Here is a 26681-nt window from a genome sequence, read left to right on the forward strand (position 1 = left end):
TTGCGGGAAGACAGAAGCAAGCGCGATTCGATACGCCAATGGAAAAAATAGACAACTATCAAACCTAAGTCGAACACAGCAAAACCGCACGCGGAGCAGTGTCGTACTGCTCCGCGTGCGGTTCTTTACGTTCCTATAGCCGGTTGGCGTGGCGGCGTCAAGCCGTTAGCCACCCGCCGCTGCAAGGCCGATCAGCATGATGAGGCCGATAACGCCGACGAATAATCCGCTGAATACGGTACCGAGTATGGCGAATACTTTGCTGCGTTCCTTCTGCGCCAGCCCGATGATGCCGAGCACGAGCGCGACCAGTTGTCCGAGTCCGACGGCAAGGAAGCCTAGGCCGATCAAAGCGAAGGAAGGCGTTTTTTCCATCAAGCTTTCGACGTCGCTCGGATCGAACGATCCGGTAGCGGGATCGATAATGTCTTTAACCGTTACGACCGCGCCGACGAGCAGGAGAACGCAGACGAGGTACATCGCCAGCGACACGATAAACGAAGCGATGCCGGGACCGGAATGCTTGCGGCGCACCGGCGTTTCGAACGGCGAAGCTTGCGGTGGCGGCGTAAAGAAAGGCTGGTTGGAACCGTAAGGCGTTTGCTGCCTTTCCGTGTCGTGAGCCCCCGTTTCCGCAGGCGGCTTGTTTTCATTCTGATGATTATTTTCCATTGTTTCACACCTCATTCGTTTGGTAGGTTGTTCATACGTAATTGGCGCCCCTTTGGTTTCTTCCATATTCCCCCACATTATTCGACGCCTGAAAGAGATATTCCTTCTATAACGCTTTATGTAACGGAATCGCCAATAAAAAGTAGGGGCGGCACCTGCTTTTTTAGACAAAATATGATATTATTTTTACAGGAACATACAAATTTCGGCAAATTTCTCGCGGGACGAACAATGGAGGAGGGAATTTATGAAATTCACCTTATGTCAGACAGTAAAGATTGTCGACATGAATGACGAAATTATTCACGAGGTTCTTTTTGAACACGGGGAGGTGCAGTCGCCGGTTCCTTCGATCGGAGCTTCCGTCATTACCCACCAGCTTGGCTTGCGGCAATTCGAGGTCGTATACGACAAACGGGCGGGACAGACGAAACGCTCCAAAATTATCGATATCGAAATCGATCTGCTCGGCGACGGAACGACCGTACGCGTTTATTTGGAGCCGGTCACGCTGATCGTAGGCCAACATGACGTGGGGCTGGTCGGATGAAGAAGCTGATGATTGCCGGAGCCGTCAACGGGCTGCTAGCGGTAGCGTTAGGCGCTTTCGGCGCTCACGGTCTCAAGGAAAAGCTATCCGCCGATATGCTCGACGTCTTTAAGACCGGCGTTCAATACCACATGTACCATGCGCTCGCATTGCTGGTAGTGGCGTTAGCTGCGGCCAAATTAGGCGACGATGGCGTCAAATGGCCGGGAAGGCTGTTTATGACGGGGATCGTGCTGTTTTCGGGAAGTCTGTACGTGCTTAGCATATCCGGCGTGAAATGGCTTGGGGCGATTACTCCTTTTGGGGGCGTGTGCTTTATCCTCGGCTGGTTCTTATTTGCGCGAGCCGCATACAAAAAGCTGTAGTCTGCGCCGGCTGCGCCCAGCGGCATGATCGCTTGAACCGCCGGCTCGGCGGATGGCGGAAGCATCCGGGCAATTTGTCGCAGCGCTCAGCGTACAAACCGTCTTTCGTGAAAGGAAGTTGTGCCTTTGGACAGCCAAAAGCCGCTCGGGAAACGTCGAAATTCGACCAAACCGGCTTTGGCCTCTGCCGAACATAAACGGATCAAGCAGAGGTTGCGCGATTCCGAGCAAATCTTTCATTCCTTGTTTGCGTTTAACCCGAACGCGATTGGCGTTTTTAGTCCAAGCGGGATATTGGTTCGTTCCAATCCTACCGTCACGGAGCTTACCGGCTACAGCGAACAGGAGCTGCTCGGCAAGTCGTTTTCTTCTTTTCTCGCTCCGGAACAAGTATTGCACGGTATGAGCCAATTTAAGCTAGCGAGGAACGGAATGCCCCAAACGTTCGATACGGTGCTGCTTCATAAGAACGGCTACCAGATCGAAGTGAACGCAACGTCGGTGCCGATTTCGAACGGCCGCAGAATGACGGGGTTCATCGTCATCTGCCAGGACATTTCGGAGCGCAAACGCAACGAGAACCGGATCCGCCACATGGCGTACTACGATGATATGACCGGATTGCCGAACCGGCGGTATTTCAAGGAAAAGCTCGCTGAAGCGTTAGCCGCGGCAAGCCCGGAAAAAATCGCCGTTTTCTATATGGATATCGACAGATTCAAGCTGGTCAACGACAGCTTCGGGTACGATTACGGGAACATGCTGATGCTGCAAGTGGCGGAACGGCTTACCCGATGCATTTCGGCGGATGATTTTCTTGCCCGTACGGAAGGGGACGAGTTTGCGATCGGCTACACGGGCGTCATGTCGGCGGAGGAGCTCCGGCGGCGCGCCGATACGATCGCCAAATTGCTGGAGCAGCCTTTCGTCGTTGGCGGGGATTCGATTCATTTGTCGACGAGCATCGGCGTTTCCTTGTTCTCCGGTGCGGAAGAGGAAGATGCCGAAACGTTGATGAAATATGCGGAAATCGCACTGTCCCAATCGAAGGAAAGCGGGAAGAACAATTACCAGGTGTTCAACCAGGCGATGAAAACCGGCTCGATGCAGAGGCTCAAAATGGAAAGCGAGCTTCGAAGGGCGCTTCTTAACGAAGAGTTCGAGCTGTTTTACCAGCCGCAAATGGAAGTAAGCAGCGGCAAAATCGTAGGAATGGAAGCGCTGATCCGCTGGATGCATCCGACGAAGGGGCTTGTGCCGCCACGGGAGTTTATTCCGGTTGCCGAGGAAAGCGGCTTGATCGTGCCGATCGGCGAATGGGTCATCCTTGAAGCGTGCAGGCAGAACAAAAAGTGGCAAGAGGAGCAGCTTATTTACGTGCCCGTTTCGGTCAATTTGTCCGTGCGGCAGTTTCTTCAGCCGAGCCTGAAGGATAAAATCTCGCATATTCTGGAGATCACCGGTCTCAATCCGGAGTATCTCGATTTGGAAATTACCGAGAGCATGACGATGGACGTGGAAATCGCCACAACGAATCTCCTCGAGCTGAAGCATCTCGGCGTTCAAATCAGTATTGACGACTTCGGGACGGGCTACAGCTCCTTAAGCTACTTGAAAAAGTTTCCGATCGACAAGCTGAAAATCGACTATTCGTTCGTGCGCGACATAATGAGCGATCCGAATGACGCCGCTATAGTAGCGACCATCATTTCCATGGCCCATCACCTTCATCTGGAGGTCATTGCGGAGGGCGTGGAAACGAAGGAACAACTGAAGTTTCTGGATCATAACCGCTGCAATCACATTCAAGGCTACTGGTTCAGTCCGCCGGTTAACGTTGCGCATATCGAAGAACTGCTGCGCAGCCGGCCCAGCGAAGTTTCGTGAAGCCGTTCGCCATACATATCCTAAAGAATGCCCAACAAAAAAACGAGCCCATCGGCTCGTTTTTTCGTCTGGGTGCAAGTTTCTGCATAAAAGGTTTCTATGATCCGGTCACATGGAAATCTTCGATTTCGCTCATGTGGAATTGATACACTTTCTTCTCGTCCACATGATAAACCGTGACGAGCTGGGCACTCGAGTCAAAGCTTAAAATCCGGCAAGGAATGCTGAGTTTTACCCCTTTTCCCTTGAGAGCGGACAAGCGGACGAGCGAATTCGTCTTCTGGTATTCCTGGAGCAGGTTCAGCACATTGTTCAGATCGGCTTTGCCATCCGGCTTCGATTCGTGACTTCCAGAAGGCGGCTCAGCAGCCTTTTGCTGCGTCTTGGCGGTTGACGAAGAGGGTTTATTCGCTTGCTGCGATTTCGAAACGCTTTCGTTCTGCTTATGGCGTTCTGCCAAAGAGGCATCGATGATTTTGCCGAGCTCGATCCCCTCATTGATTTTGTAGTCGATAATCTTGTCGGCGTTCAAAAGGCGCAGCAGCGATTCGAGCGCCATGCCGTTATTGTAGCCGTCTACCAAAATGCTGACGTTAAACAAATAACTCTTCTTGCCTTGTTCCTTGGATTCCTTCATCTGTTCATGCCTCCGACTAAACTAGTCCTTTCTCACTATACCATGAATGAATGCCCAAAAGTAGACTTTATCGATAAGAAATCGTAGTGCTAAAGGGATATATATTAATGAAATATTTCCGGAAATTGTTGGAAAACTTTGCGTCGAAGATAAATGGGTCTACACGAGCATGTCTGGAGTACCGGGTCGCCGCTATTTTTTTTGCAGACTAAGCTTGTACGAGCATGAAACCAACGGGCATTATCCTACATATGCTATAAGGTAGCCGATATGCATGCTAAGGAAAGGAGATGCATAGCCTTGATGCAGCTTAAACCGGTGGAAATCGACGGCCGGACGGCGCTTGCGATCGAAGTGCTGCTGCCCAAAACGACGCTCCTGGCTGTGACGACCGACAAGGGGTACATTATGTGCGGCGCGCTCGACGTTCAACTGCTGAACGACCGGCTGAAGGACCGGCGGATCATCGCGGGAAGAGCGGTTGGTGTCAAAACGATCGAGCAGCTGCTTGACGCTCCTCTGGAATCCGTGACCGACGAAGCGGTGGCGCTGGGCATTTATCCCGGCATGAAAGGAAGCGAAGCGATTCTACGCATGCTGTAAAAGCGTCTCCTGAAATAAAGTTTTGTTATCGCATTGTTAAACTGCAACATAAAAGCAACTATGGCAAATGCTATTTGTTGTTTTTATGTTGTTTTTGTATTGACAGGTGTGCCGGCTAAGCGTAGGATGGAAGCATGACATCCGAGAGGGGACGGTGCTGCACGTGACTGCCGCTGTTATGCTGGTGCTTTGTTCCGGCCTGACGCATGCCGTGTGGAATTTATTCACCAAGACATGCTTAAACAAAAGCGCTTTTTTGTGGTTGATTCATGGGGTCTCGCTATTTATTTTCTGGCCATTCTTGATGAACGACTTGCTGCATAACGATATTCCGCCGCAAGGTTATTTGTTTATGTTGTTTTCGTTTGTTTTGCAGGCCGCATACGGTTTGCTTCTTGCCAAAGTTTACTCGTACGGCGATTTGTCGCAGGTTTATCCCCTTATGCGGGGGACGGGAGCGCTGCTAGTTCCTGTCGTAAGCGTAGCCGCTTTCGGCGAATCGCTGTCAAGCATCGGTTGGATTGCCCTTATCGTTATCGTCGGGGGCATGTTTATGATTAGCGGGCTGGGTATGAAGCGGCCCGAAGGTATGGATGGAACGGTGTTCCGCAAAGCGCTCGGTTATGCGCTGCTAGTCGGCTTATGCATCACTTGTTACGTTATTGTGGACAAACAGACGCTTTCCTATTTATCGCCGCTGGGGCTTATCGAAATATCCAATTTCGGGGTTGTGGTAGCGCTGACCAAAATCTCTTTGCAAAAAGGGCTTGTCAAACGCGAATGGCAGGTCAATTGGCGAAAAGTGCTAATAGGGGCGGTATGCGCGCCCGGGTCTTATTTATTGTTCTTATTTGCGATGGAAATTGCGCCGCTTGCCCACATTTCCCCGATTCGCGAGATCGGCACGGTGTTCGGAACGGTGCTGGGCATTTTGATTCTGAAGGAAAACCAGGGTGTCAGGCGTATCGTAATGTCCACCGTCATTGCAGGCGGCATCATTTCGCTTGGTCTCTGGGGGTAAAGCCGGCTTTTTACATAGTTCATGATGGGGTGATGGGATGCAGGCCAAAAACAACCGGGTATTCGTAATTGGCATGGACGGGGCAGGAAACTTTATTAAAGATACGGAAACGCCGAACATTCATGCGATTTGCCGAAACGGCGTTCTGACGTATGACGCGCAAACCGCTTTTCCGTCGATCAGCGCGCAATGCTGGGGGGCGCTCCATCATAGCGTCGATCCGCAGAGGCACGGCTTGGACAACGATATCGTCAGCGACCGCAGCCGTAAGTTTCCTGAGGATTCGCCTTATCCTTCCTTTCTCAAGCTGATTCGCCAGGCATACCCCGAGAGCAAGCTGGCTGCGTTCAGCGAGTGGTGGCCGATCAATCACGGCATTATCGAGGCGTCGGCGGAGGTGCATCAGGTTTCGCTGCCGGATGACGAGCTGGCTGTCGCCGCTGCCGCCTATATACGCGAGAATCCGGACGTCAAAGCGATGTTCATCGAATTCAGCAATCCCGATTATGCCGGTCACAAGCATGCTTACGGCACCGACTCGAAGCCTTATCTCGAGTGCATTACCGAAACGGACCGGCTCGTGGGAATCGTGCTGGATGCGATCCAGGAAGCCGGCCTGCTCGAGGGCAGTTTGATTATTTTTACGACCGATCATGGCGGCGGCGGAGCGCATACGAACGGTCACGGCAGCGACGATCCGCGGGACATGACGATATTCTGGGGATGCGTCGGACAAGGGATCGCCCCGGGCGCCGCCTTGAAGGAGCCGGTCCGCATTATCGATACGGCGCCTGTCATCGCCTATGCGCTGGGCTTGACGCCTCCTCGGGAGTGGGAAGGCCGGGTTCCGGCAGGACTATTTGAAAATCAATAAAGGATCTTATGAATCCGTTCCGAGCAGCCGCTGCTCGGAACGGATTTTTTTGTTGCGGAAGAGCAACGAAATGTCTTACAATCGAGAACTAAAAACCAAAAAGAAATAAAGAGGGTCGGTATCGGTTGGTAAAAAGGGTGAATTACTCGGATTTATCGAGATGAATGCCTATTTTTACGCGGAGAAACGGGGGAGGTCCAAAAATTGATGAAAATGTTTATTTCAAAATGAATTAAACTCTAGTATAATGAACGTATACAAGGAATGTCCGACATCTATTTATGACTTGAGGCATCGAAAGATTGGGGGGATGACGGATGGGGAAGCATTCCGGTACGACGGATTGGCGGCTGCTTGCGGACATCTTTTGGTCGTTCTTCAAAATAGCTCCGGTCACGTTCGGCGGCGGCTACGCGATGATTCCGGTCATTGAGCGTGAGGTTGTGGAGAAACGGCGGTGGATCAGCGAAGAGGAAATGGTAGACGCGCTTTCGATCGCAGGCTCTGCGCCAGGCGGCGTAGGCGTCAATGCGGCGACGTTCATCGGATTTCGCACGGCCGGCGTCAAGGGAGCGATTGCCGCCGTTATCGGTATTACGCTGCCAACTTTTCTGATCGTGCTCGGGCTCAGTCTCGTTTTCATATGGCTGGAAGGCAATGAGAAAATGACGGCGGCGTTCGAGGGGATCAAATCCGCGGTCGTGGCCATGATCGTCTATGCCGCTTATCGGATCGGCCGCAGCGCGGTATTCGATAAAGCGACGCTAGCCACGGTAATCGGAGCGGTCGTTATTCTGCTCTTCGCCAAGCTGAATCCGGTGATCGTTATGGCGCTCGGCGCACTGCTGGGCATCGGCCTGATCAAGCTGAAAGAGAAGCTGGGCATGGCCGTCCGTTTGGAAAAGCACGAGAAACAGGCAGGCGGCGGACAAACGGAGACGGCGAAGCCGTTCTACCGGTACGACGACTATTACATCGGGGAAGGCATTTAATGCTTCATACATCTTAGAGAGGGGGTGGGCGAATGCTGTTCCAGTTATTTTGGACATTTTTCAAAGTAGGGCTTGTCTCGTTCGGCGGCGGGTATGCGATGATTCCGATTATCGAAAACGAAGTTGCCTCTCATGGCTGGCTCACCCCCGAGCGGTTTGCCGAAGTGACTACGCTTGCCGGTATGTCGCCGGGACCGATTGCCATGAACAGCGCCATATACGTAGGGTTCCAAACGTCGGGACTGGCGGGCGCTACGGCAGCGGCGTTAGGTATCGTCTTGCCTTCGCTTATTATCGTCGTGGCTGCAGCCGCGTTCTTCTATAAGGCACATCAGCATAAGCTTGTCAAATCGGCTTTCTACGGGCTGCGTCCGATCGTAACGGGACTTATCGTTTATGCGGCGATTCGTTTCGCGAGCGTAAACGGGGTTTTTGGCGGCTTGAACGTGCATACCGCCTTTACGTTAGGCATTTTCGCTTTCGCACTCTATGCGATCGCCAAGCTGCGCATGCATCCGGTTTATGTCATCCTGCTGTCCGGCGTAGCGGGTGCCGCCGTGTTCGGCTAGCAAGTCTGGCTTAGGAAACGTGAGCTTTTCCGGCTCATGGAATGGCGGCGGTCGGATCCTCTTCCTAACGATAAAAGATTCCTGCAACCGAAGGTTGTCCAAAGCGAACGCTTTGACGGCTTCGGTTTATTTCTTTTGGGCAAATTCTCCATGATCCTGTATAATAGATGCGAAAGAAAGATGGCCGGGAGGGCGGAGCGATTGACGTTATCGGAGCGGATTACAAGCCGGAAAGCCAAACAGATTTATGCGCTGATCCGCCGGCAGGGAACGGTGTCCAAGCTTGATTTGCTGAATCAGAGCGAATTGACCGTCAGCACGTTGACGCGCATTTTGGACGACCTGGCTTCGCAGAAGCTGATCGTCGAAGTAGGCTTCGGCGAATCGACTGGCGGCAGAAGGCCGATCCTATACGAGACGAATGCTTCCTACAGCTATGTGTTCGGTCTGGATATTTCACGTTTTTACTCGCGTATCGTGCTGTGCGACATGCACCTGAACAAGCTCGAATCGCGAAGCTGGAGCATGACCGCGAATATGACGCCCCAGGTTGCGGTCGAGCTGATCGTACGGGCGGTTGCCGATCTTATGGGTCGCCACGGCATTACGCGGGAGAACGTGCTCGGCATCGGCATCGGCGCCGTAGGACCGGTCGATCGCCATCGCGGCATCATCGTGGAGCCGCTTTACTTCCCGGCATCGGGCTGGAGCAATGTGGACATATGCCGCATCATGGAGGAGCAGCTTGGATTTCCGGCAACGCTGGATAACGGCGCGAATGCCGCGATCGTCGGAGAATACTGGGCTGACGGCGGACAAGCTTACGATGATTTGCTATACGTGCATGCCGGGATCGGTCTCCGTTCGGCGATGATGACCGGCGGTCAGCTCGTATACGGGGCTTTTGACATGGAGGGCTCCGTGGGCCAAATGATCATCCAGACGGACGGGGTGAGGCACCGGGAAAAGGGCGGCAATTACGGCTGCCTGGAATCGTATGCGTCTATCTACGCGCTGGAGCAAGCCGCGCAATCCCGGCTGAAGCAGGGGCGCGATTCCCGTGTGCTGGAGCTTGCCGGCTCGCCGGAGCAAGTTGGGTTCCCGCATTTGCTGCAGGCGCTGCAGGAAGGCGATTTGCTCGCGATTGAGCTTTTTACGCAGACGGCTACTTATTTCGGCATCGGTCTCGCCAATTTGCTGAATGTGCTGCATCCCCAGAAGGTCGTGCTCGGCGGTCCGCTTGTCAGCAGCCATGAGCTGTTTTTTCAGGTGGCGACCGAGATCGCTTTGAAGAACGCCTACCACTATCCTTCCTACCAAGTCGTGTTCAGCAAAGGCAAGCTCGGCGAGGACGCGCTGGCGGCGGGTGCGGCGGCATTGGTCATCAATAAGCTGACGGATTGAAGAACCCTTGCAAAATCGTAGGGAGAACCGCAGCGATTATGCTATAGTGAACCTTAGGGAATGGTAGGGAACGTTAAGGAATGTTAGGGAGTTATGGAACGCTATGCACATCTTAGAGACAAGGGGTTGATCGGATGTACGGGGCTCCGTTATCCACTCATGCGAAAAAAATGATGCTGCTCGGCTCAGGCGAGCTGGGGAAAGAAGTCATTATCGAAGCGCAGCGTCTCGGCGTCGAAACGATTGCCGTCGACCGTTACGCGAACGCGCCGGCCATGCAGGTTGCGCATCGCCATTACGTGATTAACATGCTGGACCCGCAGCAGCTGCGGGAAGTGATCGAACGCGAGAAGCCGGATGTAATCGTGCCGGAAATCGAAGCGATCGCCACTAGCGAGCTTGTCGAGTTGGAGAAGGAAGGCTACCGCGTCATTCCTTCGGCGAACGCTTCCCGATTGACGATGGATCGGGAAGGCATTCGCAGACTGGCGGCCGAGACGCTACAGGTGCCGACGGCGAGCTATGCTTTTGCGGACAGTCTGGAGGAGCTGAAGCAGGCGGTTGCGACAATCGGGCTTCCGTGCGTCATTAAGCCGATCATGAGCTCTTCCGGGAAGGGCCAGAGCGTATGCCGGTCGGAAGCGGAGATCGAGACGTGCTGGAATTACGCGATGGAAGGCGGCCGCGCCAAAAAGACGCGCGTCATCGTCGAAGAGTTTATCCGCTTCGAATCGGAAATTACGCTGCTGACGGTACGCTCCGTATCGGGCACTTCCTTTTGCCAGCCGATCGGGCACGTGCAGAAGGACGGCGATTACATCGAATCGTGGCAGCCTCATCAGATGAGCGCGAAGCAGCTTGAAGAGGCGCAGAGAATCGCCGGAACGGTGACGGACGCGCTTGGCGGCTACGGCATTTATGGCGTAGAGCTGTTCCTCGGGCAGGACAAAGTATATTTCAGCGAAGTTTCCCCTCGTCCTCACGACACGGGGCTTGTTACGCTCGTCAGCCAGGATTTGTCCGAATTTGCGCTGCATGTTCGCGCTATTCTCGGGTTCCCTATACCGACGATCCGTTTGCTTACGCCGGGCGCGACACACACGCTGAAAGCGACGGAAGAGCATGCCGATTACCGGATCGAAGGTATAGGCGAAGCGCTTTCCGTGCCGAACACGCAGGTGAGGGTTTTCGGCAAGCCGGAAACGAAGGTCGGACGCCGGATGGCCGTTGCCATGAGCTCGGCGGATGATACCGACCAGGCGCGCGAACGGGCGCATCAAGCGGCCGGTGCGCTGCGTATCGTTTATCCGGGTGTGGAAGGGTAAGCAGGCTGGTTTGGCTATTTAAACAGCGTTTATTCATGCTGGCGCTGCAGGGCGATGAAGGCTGTCGGAGGAGGCGCTCTTGAAGCGCTCCTTCCGGCCGTTAGTCGCTTTACTGTGTGCAGTAAGCGCTTGCTTTTTTGATCGTTTTACGCGATTAAGTGAAAGTCGAAGATGGTAGGACTTGGCCGCTTCTTGGTTTGGAATAACGTTTTTTTTCAGCTGAACGGATGGAACGGTTGACTGAAGGTCCGCTTTTGTCGTTATCCGTTTTCAACAGCCGGGGTTCACTTCATAGAAGGATTGCGAGCGCAAGGCCGACAGCACCGATGACCATATACTTTTTCGAGGGGGCTTATTTTCATGGGAGCACTGCTTACGAAAGGCGATATCGTACTGTTTCAAGGAGACAGCATTACGGATGCCGGCCGCATCAAGGAGAACGGAGCGGATCTTGGGCGCGGGTACGCGTTAATGACGGCGGGGCTGTACGGTTCGAGACACCCCGAGAATGGGGTTGCGTTTCTGAATCGCGGGATTAGCGGCAATCGCGTAAAGGATCTGCAAGGGCGTTGGCAGGAGGATTGCATCGACTTGAAGCCGACGATCGTTTCCATTTACATCGGAATTAACGATACGTGGCGGCGTTACGACCGTAACGATCCGACATCGGCGGAGTCTTACGAAGCGGGCTATCGGGAATTGCTTACGCGTACCAAAGAGGAACTCGGCGCTAAGATCGTCTTGATCGAGCCGTTCGTGCTTCCGGTACCGGAGGATCGCCGGACATGGCGCGAGGATTTGGATCCGAAAATTACCGTCGTTCGCGAGCTGGCCCGTGAATTCGGCGCCCTTCTCGTTCCGCTCGACGGGTTGTTCGCACAGGCGTCGATGCACGAGAAGCCTGCTTTTTGGGCGCCGGACGGCGTTCATCCGTCACCGGCAGGTCATGCGCTGATCGCCAAAGCTTGGCTGCAGGCTGTAGGCGTGGAACTGTAACTTGAAAGAAACCGCTGCAGGGGATGCGGCGGTTTCTTTGTTTATGCTCCGGTTGCCGGAGAGAAAAGGAGAAACAGCGATGGCGGATTGGTCAAAGCGCGTTCATGCTTTACCCGGGGTTACCATTACGGACGGTCCGAGCGATTGGACCATCGTGCAGAGAAAGGCGGACGGCACAGCCGATATGACGATAGCCGGCACGTGGCTGACGCCGGAGAACGATTTTTCCGTGCAGGTCAGGGTCGTTGACGAAGCTACGCAAGCGCCCGTTACCGCCAAGCTCGACTGGCACGATGCGGAACTGGATCGGGAAGCAGGCACATTTCTAGCCCGGATATGCAACATCCCGCAAGGGGGATTGTACAGGATCGAAACGAGAATCCGCCGGCCTTTTGCCAAGGATCCAAGGGCGACGAGAGGCGACTGCATTCATCATCTGGGCGTAGGGGATTTGTATGTGATAGCCGGCCAGAGCAACGCTTCTGGTACCGGGAAGGGAACGGTTAACGACGGACCCCAGCTTGGCGTTCATCTTTTTGGAAACGACGAACGGTGGCGACTGGCTACACATCCGCTTGAAGATGCCACCAATACGCTGCATCCGATCACGGTGCACGGCGTATTTCATGGGCACAGCCCATGGCTTGCGTTCGGGAAAGCGATAGTTGCGCGTACGGGTATTCCGGTCGGTCTCATTCCCGCGGCGCTGGGCGGCAGCCCCGTCCGCAGATGGACGGGACCGGGACTCGAATTGTTCGACAATATGGCGGACATGATCGCCAAAGCGGGAGGGCGCATCGCCGGTATCCTTTGGTACCAAGGAGAGACCGATGCCGCTTCGCATGAAAGAACCGAAGCTTACGCGGACGCTTTCCGGTCCTTCGTAGCGGCAGCTAGGGAAATGTGCGGCGATGATTCATTACCTGTGTTGACAGCACAGCTGAACCGGAAAACGAGCTGCGACGCCGCAGCGGACCGTAACTGGAGCGCGATCCGGGAAACGCAGCGACAGCTGGCTGCCGAGATCGCGGATCTACACTTGATTGTGACGATCGATTGTTCATTATCCGACGTCATTCACAACAACTCCGCATCGAATGTCGCGATCGGGGAACGGTTCGCCGCGACGGCGCTGGAGCATGTGTACCGGCTGCCGGCGGATAGCCGGTATCCGGCCCCGGCGGAGGTTACGGCCGAAGGCGAAGATCGAAGCCGGATTCGGGTTCGATTCGCAGATCTCTCGGGCGACTGGACGCCGAGCGAGCAAATCGGCGATTTTACCGTCGAGGACGAAGCCGGCTTCGTGGAGCTGGAGAGCGTTATTGCAGAAGCTAATCATGACATCGTCATTCGGCTTGCTCGCCCTCCTGTCGGCAGGACGACGCTGCATGGGCTTTACGGTGCCGATCCCGTCATCTCTCTGCGAGACGACCAATGCCGCTGCATCGTGCCTTTCTCTATCGTTGTTGCTTAGCGGCAAAATATAGCGCACGCCATAAAGGCTGACCAGACGTAACTAGTCGCGGGTCGGCCTATTGGCGTGTGACGATCTTACACCTCATACCGGTACAACCTAGAAGCAGACTTCCAACCAACGAGCCCCCTCCAATCGTATGAACCGCCAACTAAATACAAAGCGGATGCCCGATGATGCTTAATCCGTTCATGACTACAAGACGTCCAGACATTCGCCGCAAGATAACCACCAGTAACTTTAATGGTCAGTTTTTCCGTTTGCCAGAGGTATGTTCTGAGTAAAGCCTGTAATTAGTGAACCTTACTTCACTATTACTGAACCAAACTTCACTATTTCACCAGAAAATTCTCATATATCGAAAATAGTGAACGAAACTTCACAAATAGTGAACGTCGTGGAAAAATAGCGACCGCTGGTTCACTATCCATTGGAAATGCCGCCATTCCATATGATTTAGTGAACTTTGGTTCACTAATACTGAACCTAGGTTCAGTATTTCCGCTTCTATGTCCAACGGTCCCCTCCTGCCCAGCAAGAGCAAGTTACCTGTACATATAGGTTCTGCATAGAGAAACGGTCGGCGCACTAAGCAAACATGCATACTAAAGCAGACAAAAACAAACCCCCGTGCCAAGGCACGGGGGTGAAGTTATTTACTCGAACAGCTTGCGCAATCCTTCTTCGTAAGGTGCGCGGACGATGCATTTTTCGGTGATGATCGCCGTGACATACTCGTTCGGGGTAATGTCGAACGCCGGGTTGAACACTTTGACGCCCTTCGGCGCGGTGCGTTTGCCGAAGCCTTGGGTGATCTCGTCTTCATGCCGTTCTTCGATTGGGATTTCCGCTCCGGTCGGCGTGTTCAAGTCGATCGTCGAGAGCGGGCAGGCTACATAGACGGGGATACCGTGGGCTTTGGCCAGCACGGCTACGCTGTAAGTCCCGATCTTGTTGGCGACGTCGCCATTGGCTGCAACGCGGTCGGTGCCGACGATGACGGCTTGCACCCAGCCTTTGGACATGACCATGCCGGCCATGTTGTCGCAGATGAGCGTTACGTCGACGCCCGCCTGCTGCAGCTCAAACGCGGTCAAGCGAGCGCCCTGCAGAACCGGTCGCGTTTCGTCCGCGAATACTTTCAGGTTCATGCCGCGCTCTTGAGCCAAATACATCGGCGCCAGCGCCGTGCCGTACTTCGCCGTGGCAAGCCCGCCCGCGTTGCAGTGCGTCAGCACGCCCATGCCGTCCGTAAACAGCGTCAGCGCATGCTCGCCGATCATGCGGCAAGTCTCTTCGTCTTCCGCTTGAATCTGCTTGGCTTCTTCAAGCAGCGCTTCTTTCATGGCTGGGACGTCGCCTGCTTCCGCAGCCAATTCCCCGGCGCGGCGCTTCATCCGGTCGAGCGCCCAGAACAGGTTGACAGCCGTAGGCCGCGAGGTAGCCAAGTAGTCGGCGACTTTAACGACTTCGGCGGCAAGCGAGCTGCGGTCGTCCGCTCCATTCCCGCGAATGCCGAGATAGACGCCGTACGCAGCCGAGATGCCGATCGCGGGCGCGCCGCGCACCGTCAGGTTGCGAATGGACTCCCAAACCTGCTGGGCAGTTGTGAGGTCCAGAAATTCGATAACCTCCGGCAGCAGCCGCTGGTCGAGCATTTCAACGTGATCGGCGTTCCAACTGACGGAAACGAGACTTCCCGTCGCTTGTGTTGCAGCTTGATGTTCACTCATTGTATTCCACTCCTGTTGTCGACAGCGAAGCCGGAGCGTCCGGCTCGCTTGATGTTATTGGATTTGTTTGTTCGCGATAACCAGCACATCGTCGATCGACGAGGCGTTCCGGTTCAGCTTAATCAGCGCCGTGCCGATGGCCAAGGCGATACGTTCCGCTCTTGCGCGAGTTTCCCCGTCGGCGATTTTATCGATGTCCGCTACGTGAGCCAGCCCGACGATGCGGCGGACCATTTTGCAGCCGGCATAGCCGATCGTATCCTGCAGCAGCCGCTGCATATAGGATTCCTTATAGCCCGGCGTATGCGCGATCCGGTCGACGAGATGCCGGTCCCATAGGGCTCCGAACTTCTGCTCGAACTGCTCCCATACGTCCTTGACCGTACGCAGCAGGTAAGCGCGGAAATCTGCCCGGCGCGCCTCGTCCTCGATCCAGCCCTCTTGACCGGCGAAGTTCAGCAGCAGGTTGGCGATAACGGCGCCGATATCGAAGCCCATCGGTCCGTAGTACGCGAATTCCGGGTCGATCACCTTCGTCGATTCCTTCGTGATGAAAATGCTTCCCGTATGCAGGTCGCCGTGCAGCAGCGCCTGTCCATGCGTCAAAAACTTCTCGCGGAGCAGCGCCACTTCCAGTTGCAGCGCGGTATCCTCGCGAAGCGCGGCCGCATCGTCCTGGATTAGCGCATGAATGTTGTTGTTCGGCGAGTCGGTGTACGGATCGTCAAAAATAAGATCTTCCGTTATTTTGCACAATTCCGGGTTAATGAACTGGCCGACGCGCAGCTTTTTTTGCTGCTGATTCATGCCGAGATCCGAAGTGAAGAACAAGGTGTTCGCCATAAATTCCGAAATATGTCCGGCGAACAGCGGATATTCGTTGCCTTCGATTAAGCCTCGGCGCATGATGACGTGATCGCTCAGGTCTTCCATGACGGTCAGCGCTAGCTCAGCGTCATATTTATATACATGCGGGACAAGGCCCGGAGCGAGCGATTCTTGGGTCATGAGCGCTTCGCTTTCGATGCGGGCGCGGTCAAGCGTGAGCGGCCAAGATTCGCCGACGACTTTCGCATAAGGGAGCGCCTGTTTCATGATAATGGTTTTGCCGTTCGCCACATCGGAAATGTGAAAAACGAGATTCAAGTTGCCGTCGCCGATTTCACGGCTTGTCAGTTCGGCATTCGGGGAGAAAACATTTTCGAGACCGCGCGCATAAGCAATCGCTTGCTCTTCGGTTAACGGATGATAGGTCATGTATAGGCCTCCTCGGTTCAATGAATAGGATTGGAATCCGGCATATTCCGGAATTCTGATGCGGATTGTCAGGTTTATGTCCTTACGGCCGCACTAACCATGCTTTCCTTAGTATATGATACTTTTTCCCCGCAGGGAATAGCCAGCTTGAGCCAGCTTCCAGAGGCGGGAGCCGAGACTCTTTTACAAATTCTTAAAATGAGGAAAATATCTCGTTAACGTTCGGCTAGTATGCTTAACCATGTAAACAGGCACCAAGCGGGGGGAAACCCACATGAAAACGCAGCTATTGAAGCTGCTGCTTATTGCAGCCGTAAGCCTCACGGTGGCCGCATTTGCCGCTGACCGGCCGATCGACCCGCAACGGGACAGCGCCGGCACGCATTATCGCGATCCGAATCCGATGAAGGCGAACGCGGAACAATACAAGCGAATTCAGCCCGCTGGTGCGAGGTGACGGCATTTCGCATGCCGCATGAAACTATCATAACCTTTTGGAGGGGAAAGCGTTGAACAAAAAAACAATTACAGGGGTACTCGCATCGGCACTTGCCATCAGCCTCGTTCCTGCAAGCTTCTCGAACGCGGAAGACGGAAAGCAAGACCAGAGCGGCAAAGCGCCTTCCAAAAACCTGATCGTACTGATCGGCGACGGCATGGGCCCTGCCCAAGTTTCGGCCGGCCGGATTTATTCGAAAACCTTTTTGGGCAAAGAGCATCTGAACCTGGACAGCTACTATGTCGGACAAGCGACTACATACGCGGACCGCGGAGAAGACGGCGGCGTGATCGTATCCGGTGTCGTAACGGATTCCGCTTCGGCCGGAACCGCTTTTGCGACGGGACATAAAACTTACAATGCCGGCATCAGCGTTTCGAACGAGGACGTGTCGAAGCCGTTTGCATCCGTGATCGAAGCATCCGAAAAAGCGGGGAAAGCAACGGGGCTCGTCACAACCGCGCGCATTACGCATGCCACGCCGGCCGTATTCGCTTCCCACGTGCGCAGCCGCGACAACGAGAACGCGATCGCTTCGCAATATTTGGACAGCGGCGTAGATGTTCTGTTCGGCGGCGGCTCGGACTTTTTCCTCAGCAAGGAAGAGAAAGGCAAGCGCACGGACAAAAGCATCATCGGCGATTTCGAAGCGAAGGGCTACAAGGTAGTGAAAGATTCCTCGGCATTGAACGCGCTGACGGCCAAGAACGACAAGGTGCTCGGCTTGTTCGGCAAATCCCATGTCGCCTATGTGCCTGACCGTACGGCGGATATTCCGAACCTTGCCGCGATGACCGAGAAAGCGATCAATATTTTGTCGGCCAACGAGAAGGGCTTTACGATGATGATCGAAGGCGGCCGTATCGACCATGCCGGACATGCGAACGATTTTCCGACGACCGTTCAGGAAATGCTCGATTTCGATGCTGCCGTTAAAGTTGCGATGGATTTCGCCAAGAAGGACGGCAACACGTCCGTCGTCGTAACGGCCGACCATGAAACCGGTGGCTTGTCCTTGTCGCGCGACAACATTTACGAGATGAACATGGATTTGTGGAATAAGCAGAAGAAATCGTCCGAGGTGCTCGGGCCGCTGCTGAAAAACGCCAAAACGATCGAAGACGTGAAAAAAATCGTCGCCGACAATACCTGGATTACCGATCTGACCGACGAAGAAGCGGCTTTCATCATGAAGGGAGACGGTTCCTCTTACGCTCAGGAAGGCGGCTTTAACGCAGTCGTTTCGAAGCGGCTGCTGATCGGCTGGTCGGGACACGGCCACTCCGGCGTAGACGTAGGCGTATGGGCATACGGACCGATCGCCGACATGGTCAAAGGGCAGGTAGACAATACGGATATCGCCAAATCCGGCGCCAAAGTCATCGGCGTGGATCTGGAAGCGGCCACGGCGGACATGCAAGCCAGCCACTTATATCCGAAATTTAAAGTAACCCGCGAAGGAACGGTTCTGTACCCGGCACGAGCGCTGGCAACCGCACTCGGCGCTACGACGGCTTGGAACGAAGCGACAGGTACCGTAACGCTTGCGAAGGGCGACAAGAAGCTCGACGTACAGCTCGCCGCGAAAACCGTGCAATTGAACGGCCAGGCAATCGATGCGAAAGCGGATATCGACAACGACAAGCTGTATTTGCCGCTTGACGCATTCAATAAACTGACGGGCGCCGCAATGAAATGGGATGCTATCTCGGAACGGATCATCCTCAAATAAGAGATGCCGGCGGCACGCAAGGCTGCCCGCTTTGACAGGAGAACTGCGTTCTCCTGTTTTCTCTTGATAGGGGAGATACGGTTGCTTCTTATAAGAAAAAGGAGAACGGATATTTTCGATTCCATGAGGGGGGATTCGGTTGATACGCGTACGCGGACTTACGAAAACGTTCCAGACCGCCGAAGGCTTAGTACCGGTTCTGGATATTCCGGCATGGGATGCGGCGAGGGGGAGCAGGCTGGCGATTGTCGGTCCCAGCGGCTGCGGGAAGAGCACCCTGCTCCACATGCTGAGCGGCATGGTCAAGGCGGACGCGGGCGAAACGGTTGTCGACGGACAGCCGCTCCATAAGCTGAAGGAGGCGGAGAGGGACGCGTTTCGCGCCAGCCGGATCGGCTATGTGATGCAGGACTTTCACCTTCTGCCGGCTCTGACGGCCAAGCAAAATGTAGAGCTGGTGATGGAGCGTTCGAGCTCCGGCGACAAGAAAAAGCGGCTGGAGCAGTGGTTCGAGAGGATCGGGCTTGCCGAACGGATGAACCATCTGCCTTCGCAGCTGTCCCGCGGGCAGCAGCAAAGAGTGGCCGTCGTCAGGGCGCTGATCAACAGGCCCCCGCTTGTTCTGGCTGACGAGCCGACGGGAAGCTTGGATTGGGAAACCGCGAACGACGTGATGGCTTTGCTGCTGAGTCTTTGCAAGGATGATGGGCTTACCTTGATTACAGTTACCCATGATCTTCATTTGGCGAAACGGTTCGACGGCTGCGTGTCCATGGACGAGATCAACAGGCTGCATAGAACAGCTGGAAAGTCGTATAGCGCCTCGGAGATGAGCGTCGTCAGCGGGTCATAAGGTACGGCTATCATGAAGAACAGATGATGGAAGGATGCGGTTACTGTGGGGCTGGTTACGCTTATATGGCGGCATATTTGGTACCGTAAGGCGCTCTCCTTGCTGACGGTCGTTTCCGTATCGATAACGGTCGCACTGCTTGTCTTTTTGCTTCTGTGCCGGACGGGAGTGGAACAGGGAGCGGAAAAAGGCTACGGCCCGTTCGATGTCGTCGTGGGCGCGGACGGCAGCGTCTCGCAGCTCGTGCTGAGCACGTTTTATCATGTGGGGGCGCCGACCGGAAACATTCCGCTAGACGTGTTCGAACGGTTGTCGAAAGACGCTCAGGCGGATGCGGCTTTCGCCATGACGGCCGGCGATAACCTGAACGGTTATCCGATCGTCGGCATCGATCCGAACTATTTCGCAGTCCGCTACGGCGACCGCAAGCTTTCTAGCGGCAAGTTGTACGGGAAGCTGGGCGAAGTGACGATCGGCTGGCATGTTGCCCGCGCTCTCGGGCTTCGCGTCGGCGATACGTTCAAAGGCGCACATGGATTGGTGCACGAAGCGGGCCATGCCATGGAGGAAGAGGAAGGGCAAGAAGTACATGACGAGCATGACGGCTTCGTCTATACGATAGCGGGTATTCTTCCGAGACTGAATAGTCCGGACGACCGCGCGGTGTTCACGACAATGGATTATGCATGGGCGGTTCACCGGGATCAAACCGGCTCGCATCGTCAAGTGACGTCGATTCTGGTCAAGCCGAAATCGTTGGCCGGCGCGCAAGCTCTGAAACAAGAGTACGATAAGCTCGATAATGTGCAAGCGGCTTTTACAAGCAAGGCGGTTGCGGATGTCGTCAATATGGTGGATAGGGGCGCGGATTTGCTTACGGTCGTTACGCTGCTGTGCGTTGCGCTTTCCGCCGTGACGATTTTGCTGTCGCTTGTTGCCGCCATTAAGGAACGTCAGAAGGATGTCGGACTGCTTCGGCTGATCGGGAAAAAGCGTTCTTTTATCGGGGCTGCTTTAATCGGGGAAGGCTTGATCCTAACGGGGATCGGATTGATTATCGGGATGTCGGCCGGACATTTGGGAGCGTCGCTCGCAAGCGGGGCGCTTTTCGATGCCACAGGCATACAGGTCGGCAGCTTTGCGTTCGAGGAGTTTTATGTCATTGCGGGTACGATGGCGGCAGGGTTGCTCGCGTCGGCAGGACCGTCATTCCGCGTGTACAGAGTCAATCCGTTACAGTTGTTTCGCGCATAGGGGGGGTATTGTGAACAAACATCGATGGTTCGCCGCGGCGGTGCTGCTCGTCCTTTCCGGATGCGCGGCGGCCGGACAAGAGAGCGGGGCGGGGACTTTCGCCATGGCGCAGCACGCAGCGTCGGAATCCGTTAACTCGGCACAGTCAAGCTCGGGGGCAAAGGAAGACGGAAAGCCGACTGTTCCGCAGCAGGCTACGCCGAATGCGGCTGCGAGCGCAAGTCCCGCTGCGGGCGACAAGCCCGAACCCGCGATTACATCGCCGGCTGATGCGGCTCCGGCGGCAAGCGTGCCGTCAGCAGCGGAGGAGAAGCCCCTCGAAGGCAAAACGCCAGCCAAGCAAACACCTAAACCTGCGGCTCAAGCAGGGCCCGAAGCCCAATCGCCTGCGGTGCCTGCTGCAGCGGCCTCAGAGGGAAACGGCGGTACCGCAAGCAAGGAGCAAGCGGCTGCGCAGACGGCCGGCGATCCGGCGATCAAGTGGTCGGAGTTTTTCGATGACGAGAAGCAGAATACGCCGTCCGACAAGTTTTGGGACCTGCAGGGGAAGACGGTTACGATAAAAGGGTACATGGGCGAGGTTTTGTCGTTCGAGAAGCATTGGTTTCTGCTCATTCCGGAGCCGGGTGCCGAATGTCCTTTCGACAATGGGGACGAAACGTATTGGAACAAAATCATGATCGTTTTCGTGCCGGATAAGGAGAAACTCCGCTACACGTCCGGTCCGCTGCGCATTACCGGAAAGCTCGACGTAGGGATCAAGATTGACGAATCGGGCTACAAAACGATGTTCCGCCTCTACGACGCCAAATTCGAAAAAATAAAAGAATAAGCTCGTGCGGACGGGCTTTGGGTGACCGTATCTTTTTGCCGGCCGCATCGAGATTTATTCTCCTGCGGTCGGTTTTTAACAAAGCAGAGAACCGGGGCTTCCCGCCATGTAACGGATTGGTTTCAAGGACCGCACGTCATTTTGCGGTTTTTTGGGTTGTATCCGCCGACGACTGGCACAAGTCTCATTAGGTGCGGCTTTATTACGGTTCGCTGCGGCTTCGGGTAAAACCGCTCCGTTTCATGTATAATGAAATGTATTGCGTTATTTGCCTAAGGGTAATAATGGAATGGGGAGGGAGAACCTTGAGTAAGCCGGTTGCGTTAAAGGAATGGGCGGTTGCCGTCAAGGCGCTGCTGGAAGGCAAGCAGATCATCATTATGCGCAAAGGCGGAATTGCAGAGGAAACACGCGATTTTCAGCTTCAGAGCAAAGCGTTCTATTTGTTTCCGACATACGAGCATCAGAAAAAACATTTGATCAAAGACGAATACGCCGATTCGCTGGATCAAACGCTGCAAGCGTGGGAGCCGGGGCAGCAAACCGTACCGATCGCATGCTACGCCGAAGCGGTGGAGGATTTCGAAGTATTCGATCAAGCTGAGCTGGACAAGCTGAGCGGGCTGCACATCTGGACGGACCGCTTTGCCGAGGAACGGCTTAAGTGGAAGCGCAAAAATCCGCTGCACGTGATCGCGCTTCGCGTTTATGCTTTGGACGAGCCCCAATCGATCGCCAACCTTGCGGATTATGCGGGCTGCACGTCTTGGATCGAGCTGGAAGAGCCGTTGGCTGCCGGTAGCGCCGCTGTCGGTAAGCCTGGCGGTCTCAAGCCTGTGTTGGATGATGAAGGGTTCGAGAGCCGGCTGGCCGCCTTGAAGCAAGCTCTAGGCCGCTGACGGCTGCTCTCTAGCCCCTTTTTGGCCGAAAACCGTTGCCGATGAGAGGAAGCAAGCATCCGGGAAGGATGCTGCGAGAACTCGACGACCCGACGACGAAACGGGTTGTTTTTTGCGTGTACCCTTTTTTTGAGGCAAAAACCGGACTTTCTTGCTTTTCTATAGTGCGTTATAATAAAATATAGTGAGAATCAGTTGATAATCATTCTAAAATGATTACAAATAAAAAAAGCTTCTAAATAACAACACGTTGGAGGGTATGGACAAGATGGCTAATTCACCAAAATTCGTCATAGACGGTTTGCGGGCTTCCATTGAGGACAAAGAAATTTTGAAGGGTCTCAGCTTGACGATCAACGGCGGCGAAGTGCACGCGATCATGGGACCGAACGGAACGGGTAAAAGTACGCTGGCTTCCGCTCTGATGGGGCATCCCAAGTATGAAGTGACGGACGGAACCGTAACGCTCGACGGCGAAGACGTTCTGGAAATGGCAGTCGACGAGCGCGCGCGCGCCGGCCTGTTCCTGGCTATGCAATATCCTAGCGAAATCGCTGGCGTTACGAATTCGGACTTCCTGCGCAGTGCGATCAACGCACGCCGCGGCGAAGGCAATGAAATTTCGCTGATCAAATTCATTCGTCAAATGGAAGGCAAAATGAAAGAGCTCGAAATGAATACCGAGTTCGCTCACCGCTATTTGAACGAAGGCTTCTCCGGCGGGGAAAAGAAACGTAACGAAATTTTGCAAATGATGATGCTTGAGCCGCGTCTTGTCATTCTCGACGAGATCGATTCCGGTCTCGACATCGATGCGCTCCGTATCGTTGCCAACGGCGTTAACGCCATCCGCAGCGAAGACCGCGGATTCCTGATCATTACCCACTATCAACGTTTGCTGAACTATATCAAACCGGATTACGTTCACGTTATGATGCAAGGCCGCATCGTTCGTTCGGGCGGACCTGAGCTTGCGGAGCGTCTGGAAGCGGAAGGCTACGACTGGATCAAGGAAGAGCTCGGCATCGTCGACGAAACGGTCGGCCAAGGCGCTTAATCTACAAGTTTATAAGCCGGCCGTATGACACCGGGAAGATCGCGTGAAACTAGGCGGCTTATCGAATTGAACTTTTAGAGCGTCTTCTGCGTTTCCGAACGATAGCACGACTTCAAGCGACAATTTAACTATTTCGCGAACCGCGCGTTCGCGATTGGTCAGGAGGAACCAAGGATGAGTACACCTACGATTCTTCCAATCGACCGCAATTCCGTCGCCGAGCTTTCCCGTACCAAACAGGAGCCGGAGTGGATGACGAGCCTGCGTCTGAAAGGGCTGGAATTGGCGGAGACGTTGGAACTGCCGAAATTGGAAAAAACGAGAATCGACCGTTGGGACCTGAGCGCCCACGGTTCCTATGTAAAGCCGGAGCCGATCGCTTCGGTAGGCGATCTGCCGGAAACGGCGAAATCGCTGCTGAACGAAGAGCATGCGAATAATTTGATCGTCCACCGCAATTCGGGCGCGGTATACGCGAAGCTGTCCGATGAATTGGCGGCACAGGGCGTCATTTTTACCGATTTGGAGTCGGCGCTTGCGAAGCATGCAGATCTGATCAAGCCTTATTTCATGCAACTGGTCGCGCAGGACGAGAACAAGCTGACGGCGCTTCACTCGGCCGTATGGAACGGCGGAGCTTTCCTGTATGTGCCTAAGAACGTGCAAGTCGACGTGCCGGTTCAAGCGCTCTTCGTTTCCGATGATGCGAGCGCATCGTTTACGCCACACGTGCTGATTGTCGCGGAAGCGAACAGTTCGGTCAGCTATGTGGAAAATGTAGTGTCGTCAGGCGAAGGGTCGCTTGTCGTGAACGGTGTCGTCGAAGTGTTCGTGAAAGCGAACGCCAGCGTCCGTTTCGCAACGGTTCACAACCTCGGCGAGTCGGTCACCGACATTTCCTACCGCCGTGCGAACATCGAGAACGACGGGCGCGTAGAGTGGATCGTCGGCGAAATGAACTACGGAAACGCGATGTCCGACACGACTTCGATCCTGAAGGGCAACGGCTCGTTCTCCGATACGAAGGCGATCGCCGTAGGCACGGCCGAGCAAAAGCTTAACTATACGACGCGCGCCGTTCACTTCGGCAAGCATTCGTCCAGCGATATGATTACCCGTGCGGTTATGCGCGACTCCGCGTCCGCCATCATCAACGGCATTACCAAGATCGAGAAGGGCGCAACCGGCACGAACGGCCAGCAAACGGAAAAAGTGCTGATGCTGAGCCCGAAAGCGCGCGGCGACGCGAACCCGATCTTGCTCATCGACGAGGATGACGTTAAAGCGGGTCACGCGGCCAGCGTCGGACAAGTGAATCCGGAGCAGGTTTACTACCTCATGTCGCGCGGTATTTCCCGCGAAGAGGCGGAGCGTCTGATCATTTACGGTTTCCTTGCACCGGTCGTTTCCGAAATCCCGATCGAACAGATTCAGGGGCAGCTCCAGCAGCTGGTGGAAAGGAAGTTGGGACAATGAACGTGTCCGTCATTCGCGAGCAGTTTCCGATTCTACATCAAGAGGTAAACGGGCATCCGCTCGTTTACTTCGACAGTGCCGCATCATCGCAAAAGCCGGCCTCGGTTATCGAGGCCGTCAAGCGTTACTACGAGCATGACAATGCGAACGTCCACCGCGGCGTGCATACGCTCGGCTCGCGGGCGACGGACGCATACGAAGGCGCGCGGGAGAAAGTGAAAAGGTTTGTGGGTTCGTCTGCGGCTGAGGAAATCATTTTTACGCGCGGCACGACGACTGCGATCAATCTGGTGGCTTCCAGCTACGCGCGCTCGGTTTGCAAGGAAGGCGACGAAATCGTCATCACGCAAATGGAGCATCACAGCAATTTGATTCCGTGGCAGCAGGTCGCGAAAGCGACCGGCGCGACGCTCAAATATATCCCGATGCAGACGGACGGTACGATTCGTGTCGAAGACGCGGAAGCGACGATAACCAGCCGAACAAAAATGGTTGCGATGGCCTACGTCTCCAACGTTCTCGGCGTGGTGAATCCGGTTAAACAAATCGCCGAAATCGCCCATCGCAACGGCGCCAAGATACTTATCGACGGTGCGCAAAGCGCCCCTCACATGAAAGTTGACGTCCAGGATTTGGATTGCGACTTTTATGCGTTCTCCGGCCACAAAATGTGTGCGCCGACCGGAATCGGGGTACTGTATGGGAAGAAGGCGATCTTGGAAAACATGGAGCCGATCGAGTTCGGCGGCGAAATGATCGATTTCGTCGACCTGTACGAATCGACCTGGAAGGACCTTCCTTATCGATTCGAGGGCGGCACCCCGATTATCGCCGGCGCTGTGGGACTCGGTGCTGCAATCGACTTTCTCGAAAGCGTCGGGCTGGACAACATCCACGAGCATGAGAAGCGGATTACTTCGTACGCAATGTCGCGGATGAAGGAGATCGAAGGCGTTACGATCTACGGGCCGCAGGAGCGTGCCGGACTCATTACGTTCAATCTGGGCGATGTCCATCCGCATGACGTAGCGACCGTACTCGATGCCGAAGGCGTGGCGATCCGCGCCGGTCATCACTGCGCGCAGCCGCTTATGCGCTGGCTGAACGCGTCGTCGACGGCACGCGCCAGCTTTTATTTGTACAATACCGAGGATGAAGTCGACCGTTTCATAGCCGCCTTACTAAAAACAAAGGAGTATTTCGGCCATGCAATTGGATGATTTGTACCGCAGAGTCATTATGGATCATTATAAAAGTCCGCGCAACAAGGGGAAATTCGAGGACGGCGGCGTTTCGATCGACTTGAACAACCCGACCTGCGGCGACCGGATCACCCTTCAGATGAAGGTGGAAGAAGGCGTCGTCCAGGATGCGCGGTTTGTCGGAGAAGGCTGTTCGATCAGCATGTCGTCGGCATCGATGATGACCGACGCGATCAAAGGCAAAACGCTCGATGAGGCGCTCCAAATGGCGGAAAACTTTTCCGGTTTGATGAAAGGCGAAAGCGTCGAATTCGAATACGAGGACATTGAAGCATTGTCCGGCGTCAATAAATTTCCGGCGCGCATCAAATGTGCCACGCTCGCCTGGAACGCGCTGCGCAAAGGCGTCGAGCAGGCGAAGCAGTAAGCCCAGGCTGAAAGCGAGTGTGGGAAGCTGAGGGTTGAAGGCTTGAGGGCTAAAGGTTGAAAGCCGGAGCTGAAAAGCCGGAGCTGAAAAA

Annotated in this window: 26 protein-coding genes; 22 read left to right on the forward strand and 4 right to left on the reverse strand. The window is 54.8% G+C overall.

Annotated features, from left to right (window positions below; translation table 11 throughout):
- Nucleotides 1–165 precede the first annotated feature (165 nt).
- On the reverse strand, nt 166–672 hold the full coding sequence (locus ACKGJP_RS08430; protein ID WP_409345215.1) for a hypothetical protein: 507 nt from the start codon (nt 670–672) through the stop codon (nt 166–168).
- Between the two features lie 247 nt (nt 673–919).
- Here ACKGJP_RS08430 and ACKGJP_RS08435 point away from each other — a divergent pair, with 247 nt between their 5' ends.
- The 3 genes from ACKGJP_RS08435 to ACKGJP_RS08445 all read left to right on the forward strand — a co-directional run bounded on the left by ACKGJP_RS08435 (nt 920) and on the right by ACKGJP_RS08445 (nt 3474).
- Nucleotides 920–1222 (forward strand): hypothetical protein, encoded by a 303-nt coding sequence (locus tag ACKGJP_RS08435; RefSeq protein ID WP_409345216.1) that lies wholly within the window; start codon nt 920–922, stop codon nt 1220–1222.
- A complete protein-coding gene (locus ACKGJP_RS08440; protein WP_409345217.1) occupies nt 1219–1587 on the forward strand; it encodes a DUF423 domain-containing protein in 369 nt (122 codons plus the stop codon). The genes ACKGJP_RS08435 and ACKGJP_RS08440 overlap by 4 nt, the downstream gene beginning before the upstream one ends.
- Before the next feature lie 126 nt (nt 1588–1713).
- The gene (locus ACKGJP_RS08445; protein WP_409345218.1) at nt 1714–3474 is read left to right on the forward strand and encodes a putative bifunctional diguanylate cyclase/phosphodiesterase; all 1761 of its coding nucleotides are present in this window, start codon (nt 1714–1716) and stop codon (nt 3472–3474) included.
- A gap of 97 nt (nt 3475–3571) precedes the next feature.
- Here the strand turns inward: ACKGJP_RS08445 and ACKGJP_RS08450 are convergent, their stop codons facing one another.
- Nucleotides 3572–4111 carry a hypothetical protein gene (locus ACKGJP_RS08450; protein ID WP_409345219.1) on the reverse strand — a complete coding sequence of 180 codons (540 nt, stop codon included), beginning with the start codon at nt 4109–4111 and terminating at the stop codon, nt 3572–3574.
- Nucleotides 4112–4411: 300 nt separating this feature from the next.
- Between ACKGJP_RS08450 and ACKGJP_RS08455 the strand changes: the two genes are divergently transcribed.
- From ACKGJP_RS08455 to ACKGJP_RS08495, 9 genes are all read left to right on the forward strand, one after another.
- Nucleotides 4412–4714, forward strand: a complete 303-nt coding sequence (locus ACKGJP_RS08455) for a YunC family protein (protein ID WP_409345220.1) — start codon at nt 4412–4414, stop codon at nt 4712–4714.
- 163 nt (nt 4715–4877) lie between these two features.
- Nucleotides 4878–5735: an EamA family transporter gene (locus ACKGJP_RS08460; RefSeq protein WP_409345221.1), complete on the forward strand. Its 858-nt coding sequence runs from the start codon at nt 4878–4880 to the stop codon at nt 5733–5735.
- Nucleotides 5736–5772: 37 nt separating this feature from the next.
- Nucleotides 5773–6609 (forward strand): alkaline phosphatase family protein, encoded by an 837-nt coding sequence (locus tag ACKGJP_RS08465; RefSeq protein WP_409345222.1) that lies wholly within the window; start codon nt 5773–5775, stop codon nt 6607–6609.
- A gap of 317 nt (nt 6610–6926) precedes the next feature.
- Nucleotides 6927–7601 (forward strand): chromate transporter, encoded by a 675-nt coding sequence (locus ACKGJP_RS08470; protein ID WP_409345223.1) that lies wholly within the window; start codon nt 6927–6929, stop codon nt 7599–7601.
- Between the two features lie 32 nt (nt 7602–7633).
- On the forward strand, nt 7634–8170 hold the full coding sequence (locus ACKGJP_RS08475) for a chromate transporter (protein ID WP_409345224.1): 537 nt from the start codon (nt 7634–7636) through the stop codon (nt 8168–8170).
- Nucleotides 8171–8350: 180 nt separating this feature from the next.
- Entirely contained in the window at nt 8351–9574 is a 1224-nt protein-coding gene (locus ACKGJP_RS08480; RefSeq protein ID WP_409345225.1) for an ROK family protein, read from the forward strand.
- Nucleotides 9575–9708: 134 nt separating this feature from the next.
- Nucleotides 9709–10899 carry a formate-dependent phosphoribosylglycinamide formyltransferase gene (purT, locus tag ACKGJP_RS08485; RefSeq protein ID WP_409345226.1) on the forward strand — a complete coding sequence of 397 codons (1191 nt, stop codon included), beginning with the start codon at nt 9709–9711 and terminating at the stop codon, nt 10897–10899.
- A gap of 360 nt (nt 10900–11259) precedes the next feature.
- Nucleotides 11260–11895, forward strand: coding sequence for an SGNH/GDSL hydrolase family protein (locus ACKGJP_RS08490; RefSeq protein ID WP_409345227.1), 636 nt, complete (start codon nt 11260–11262; stop codon nt 11893–11895).
- Between the two features lie 79 nt (nt 11896–11974).
- On the forward strand, nt 11975–13369 hold the full coding sequence (locus ACKGJP_RS08495; RefSeq protein ID WP_409345228.1) for a sialate O-acetylesterase: 1395 nt from the start codon (nt 11975–11977) through the stop codon (nt 13367–13369).
- A 656-nt stretch (nt 13370–14025) separates the two neighbouring features.
- Here the strand turns inward: ACKGJP_RS08495 and mtnA are convergent.
- Both mtnA and mtnK read right to left on the reverse strand, forming a co-directional pair.
- Nucleotides 14026–15102, reverse strand: a complete 1077-nt coding sequence (mtnA, locus tag ACKGJP_RS08500; RefSeq protein WP_409345229.1) for an S-methyl-5-thioribose-1-phosphate isomerase — start codon at nt 15100–15102, stop codon at nt 14026–14028.
- A 54-nt stretch (nt 15103–15156) separates the two neighbouring features.
- On the reverse strand, nt 15157–16359 hold the full coding sequence (mtnK, locus tag ACKGJP_RS08505) for an S-methyl-5-thioribose kinase (protein ID WP_409345230.1): 1203 nt from the start codon (nt 16357–16359) through the stop codon (nt 15157–15159).
- Nucleotides 16360–16633: 274 nt separating this feature from the next.
- Between mtnK and ACKGJP_RS08510 the strand changes: the two genes are divergently transcribed.
- From ACKGJP_RS08510 to sufU, 10 genes are all read left to right on the forward strand, one after another.
- Nucleotides 16634–16816, forward strand: coding sequence for a hypothetical protein (locus tag ACKGJP_RS08510; protein ID WP_409345231.1), 183 nt, complete (start codon nt 16634–16636; stop codon nt 16814–16816).
- A 52-nt stretch (nt 16817–16868) separates the two neighbouring features.
- On the forward strand, nt 16869–18590 hold the full coding sequence (locus ACKGJP_RS08515; RefSeq protein WP_409345232.1) for an alkaline phosphatase: 1722 nt from the start codon (nt 16869–16871) through the stop codon (nt 18588–18590).
- Between the two features lie 139 nt (nt 18591–18729).
- On the forward strand, nt 18730–19443 hold the full coding sequence (locus ACKGJP_RS08520; RefSeq protein ID WP_409345233.1) for an ABC transporter ATP-binding protein: 714 nt from the start codon (nt 18730–18732) through the stop codon (nt 19441–19443).
- A gap of 45 nt (nt 19444–19488) precedes the next feature.
- Complete coding sequence (locus ACKGJP_RS08525) at nt 19489–20697, forward strand: ABC transporter permease (RefSeq protein ID WP_409345234.1); 1209 nt, start codon at nt 19489–19491, stop codon at nt 20695–20697.
- Between the two features lie 10 nt (nt 20698–20707).
- The gene (locus ACKGJP_RS08530; protein WP_409345235.1) at nt 20708–21529 is read left to right on the forward strand and encodes a hypothetical protein; all 822 of its coding nucleotides are present in this window, start codon (nt 20708–20710) and stop codon (nt 21527–21529) included.
- A 305-nt stretch (nt 21530–21834) separates the two neighbouring features.
- Nucleotides 21835–22428 (forward strand): DUF1802 family protein, encoded by a 594-nt coding sequence (locus tag ACKGJP_RS08535; protein WP_409345236.1) that lies wholly within the window; start codon nt 21835–21837, stop codon nt 22426–22428.
- 268 nt (nt 22429–22696) lie between these two features.
- Nucleotides 22697–23485 carry a Fe-S cluster assembly ATPase SufC gene (gene sufC / locus ACKGJP_RS08540; RefSeq protein WP_409345237.1) on the forward strand — a complete coding sequence of 263 codons (789 nt, stop codon included), beginning with the start codon at nt 22697–22699 and terminating at the stop codon, nt 23483–23485.
- Nucleotides 23486–23659: 174 nt separating this feature from the next.
- Nucleotides 23660–24961, forward strand: a complete 1302-nt coding sequence (gene sufD, locus ACKGJP_RS08545; protein WP_409345238.1) for a Fe-S cluster assembly protein SufD — start codon at nt 23660–23662, stop codon at nt 24959–24961.
- Nucleotides 24958–26181 carry a cysteine desulfurase gene (locus tag ACKGJP_RS08550; protein WP_409345239.1) on the forward strand — a complete coding sequence of 408 codons (1224 nt, stop codon included), beginning with the start codon at nt 24958–24960 and terminating at the stop codon, nt 26179–26181. The genes sufD and ACKGJP_RS08550 overlap by 4 nt, the downstream gene beginning before the upstream one ends.
- Nucleotides 26168–26590, forward strand: coding sequence for a Fe-S cluster assembly sulfur transfer protein SufU (sufU, locus tag ACKGJP_RS08555; RefSeq protein ID WP_409345240.1), 423 nt, complete (start codon nt 26168–26170; stop codon nt 26588–26590). The genes ACKGJP_RS08550 and sufU overlap by 14 nt, the downstream gene beginning before the upstream one ends.
- The last annotated feature ends 91 nt before the right edge of the window (nt 26591–26681 follow it).

This window comes from Paenibacillus litoralis (assembly GCF_046244365.1).
GTDB lineage: Bacteria > Bacillota > Bacilli > Paenibacillales > NBRC-103111 > Paenibacillus_V.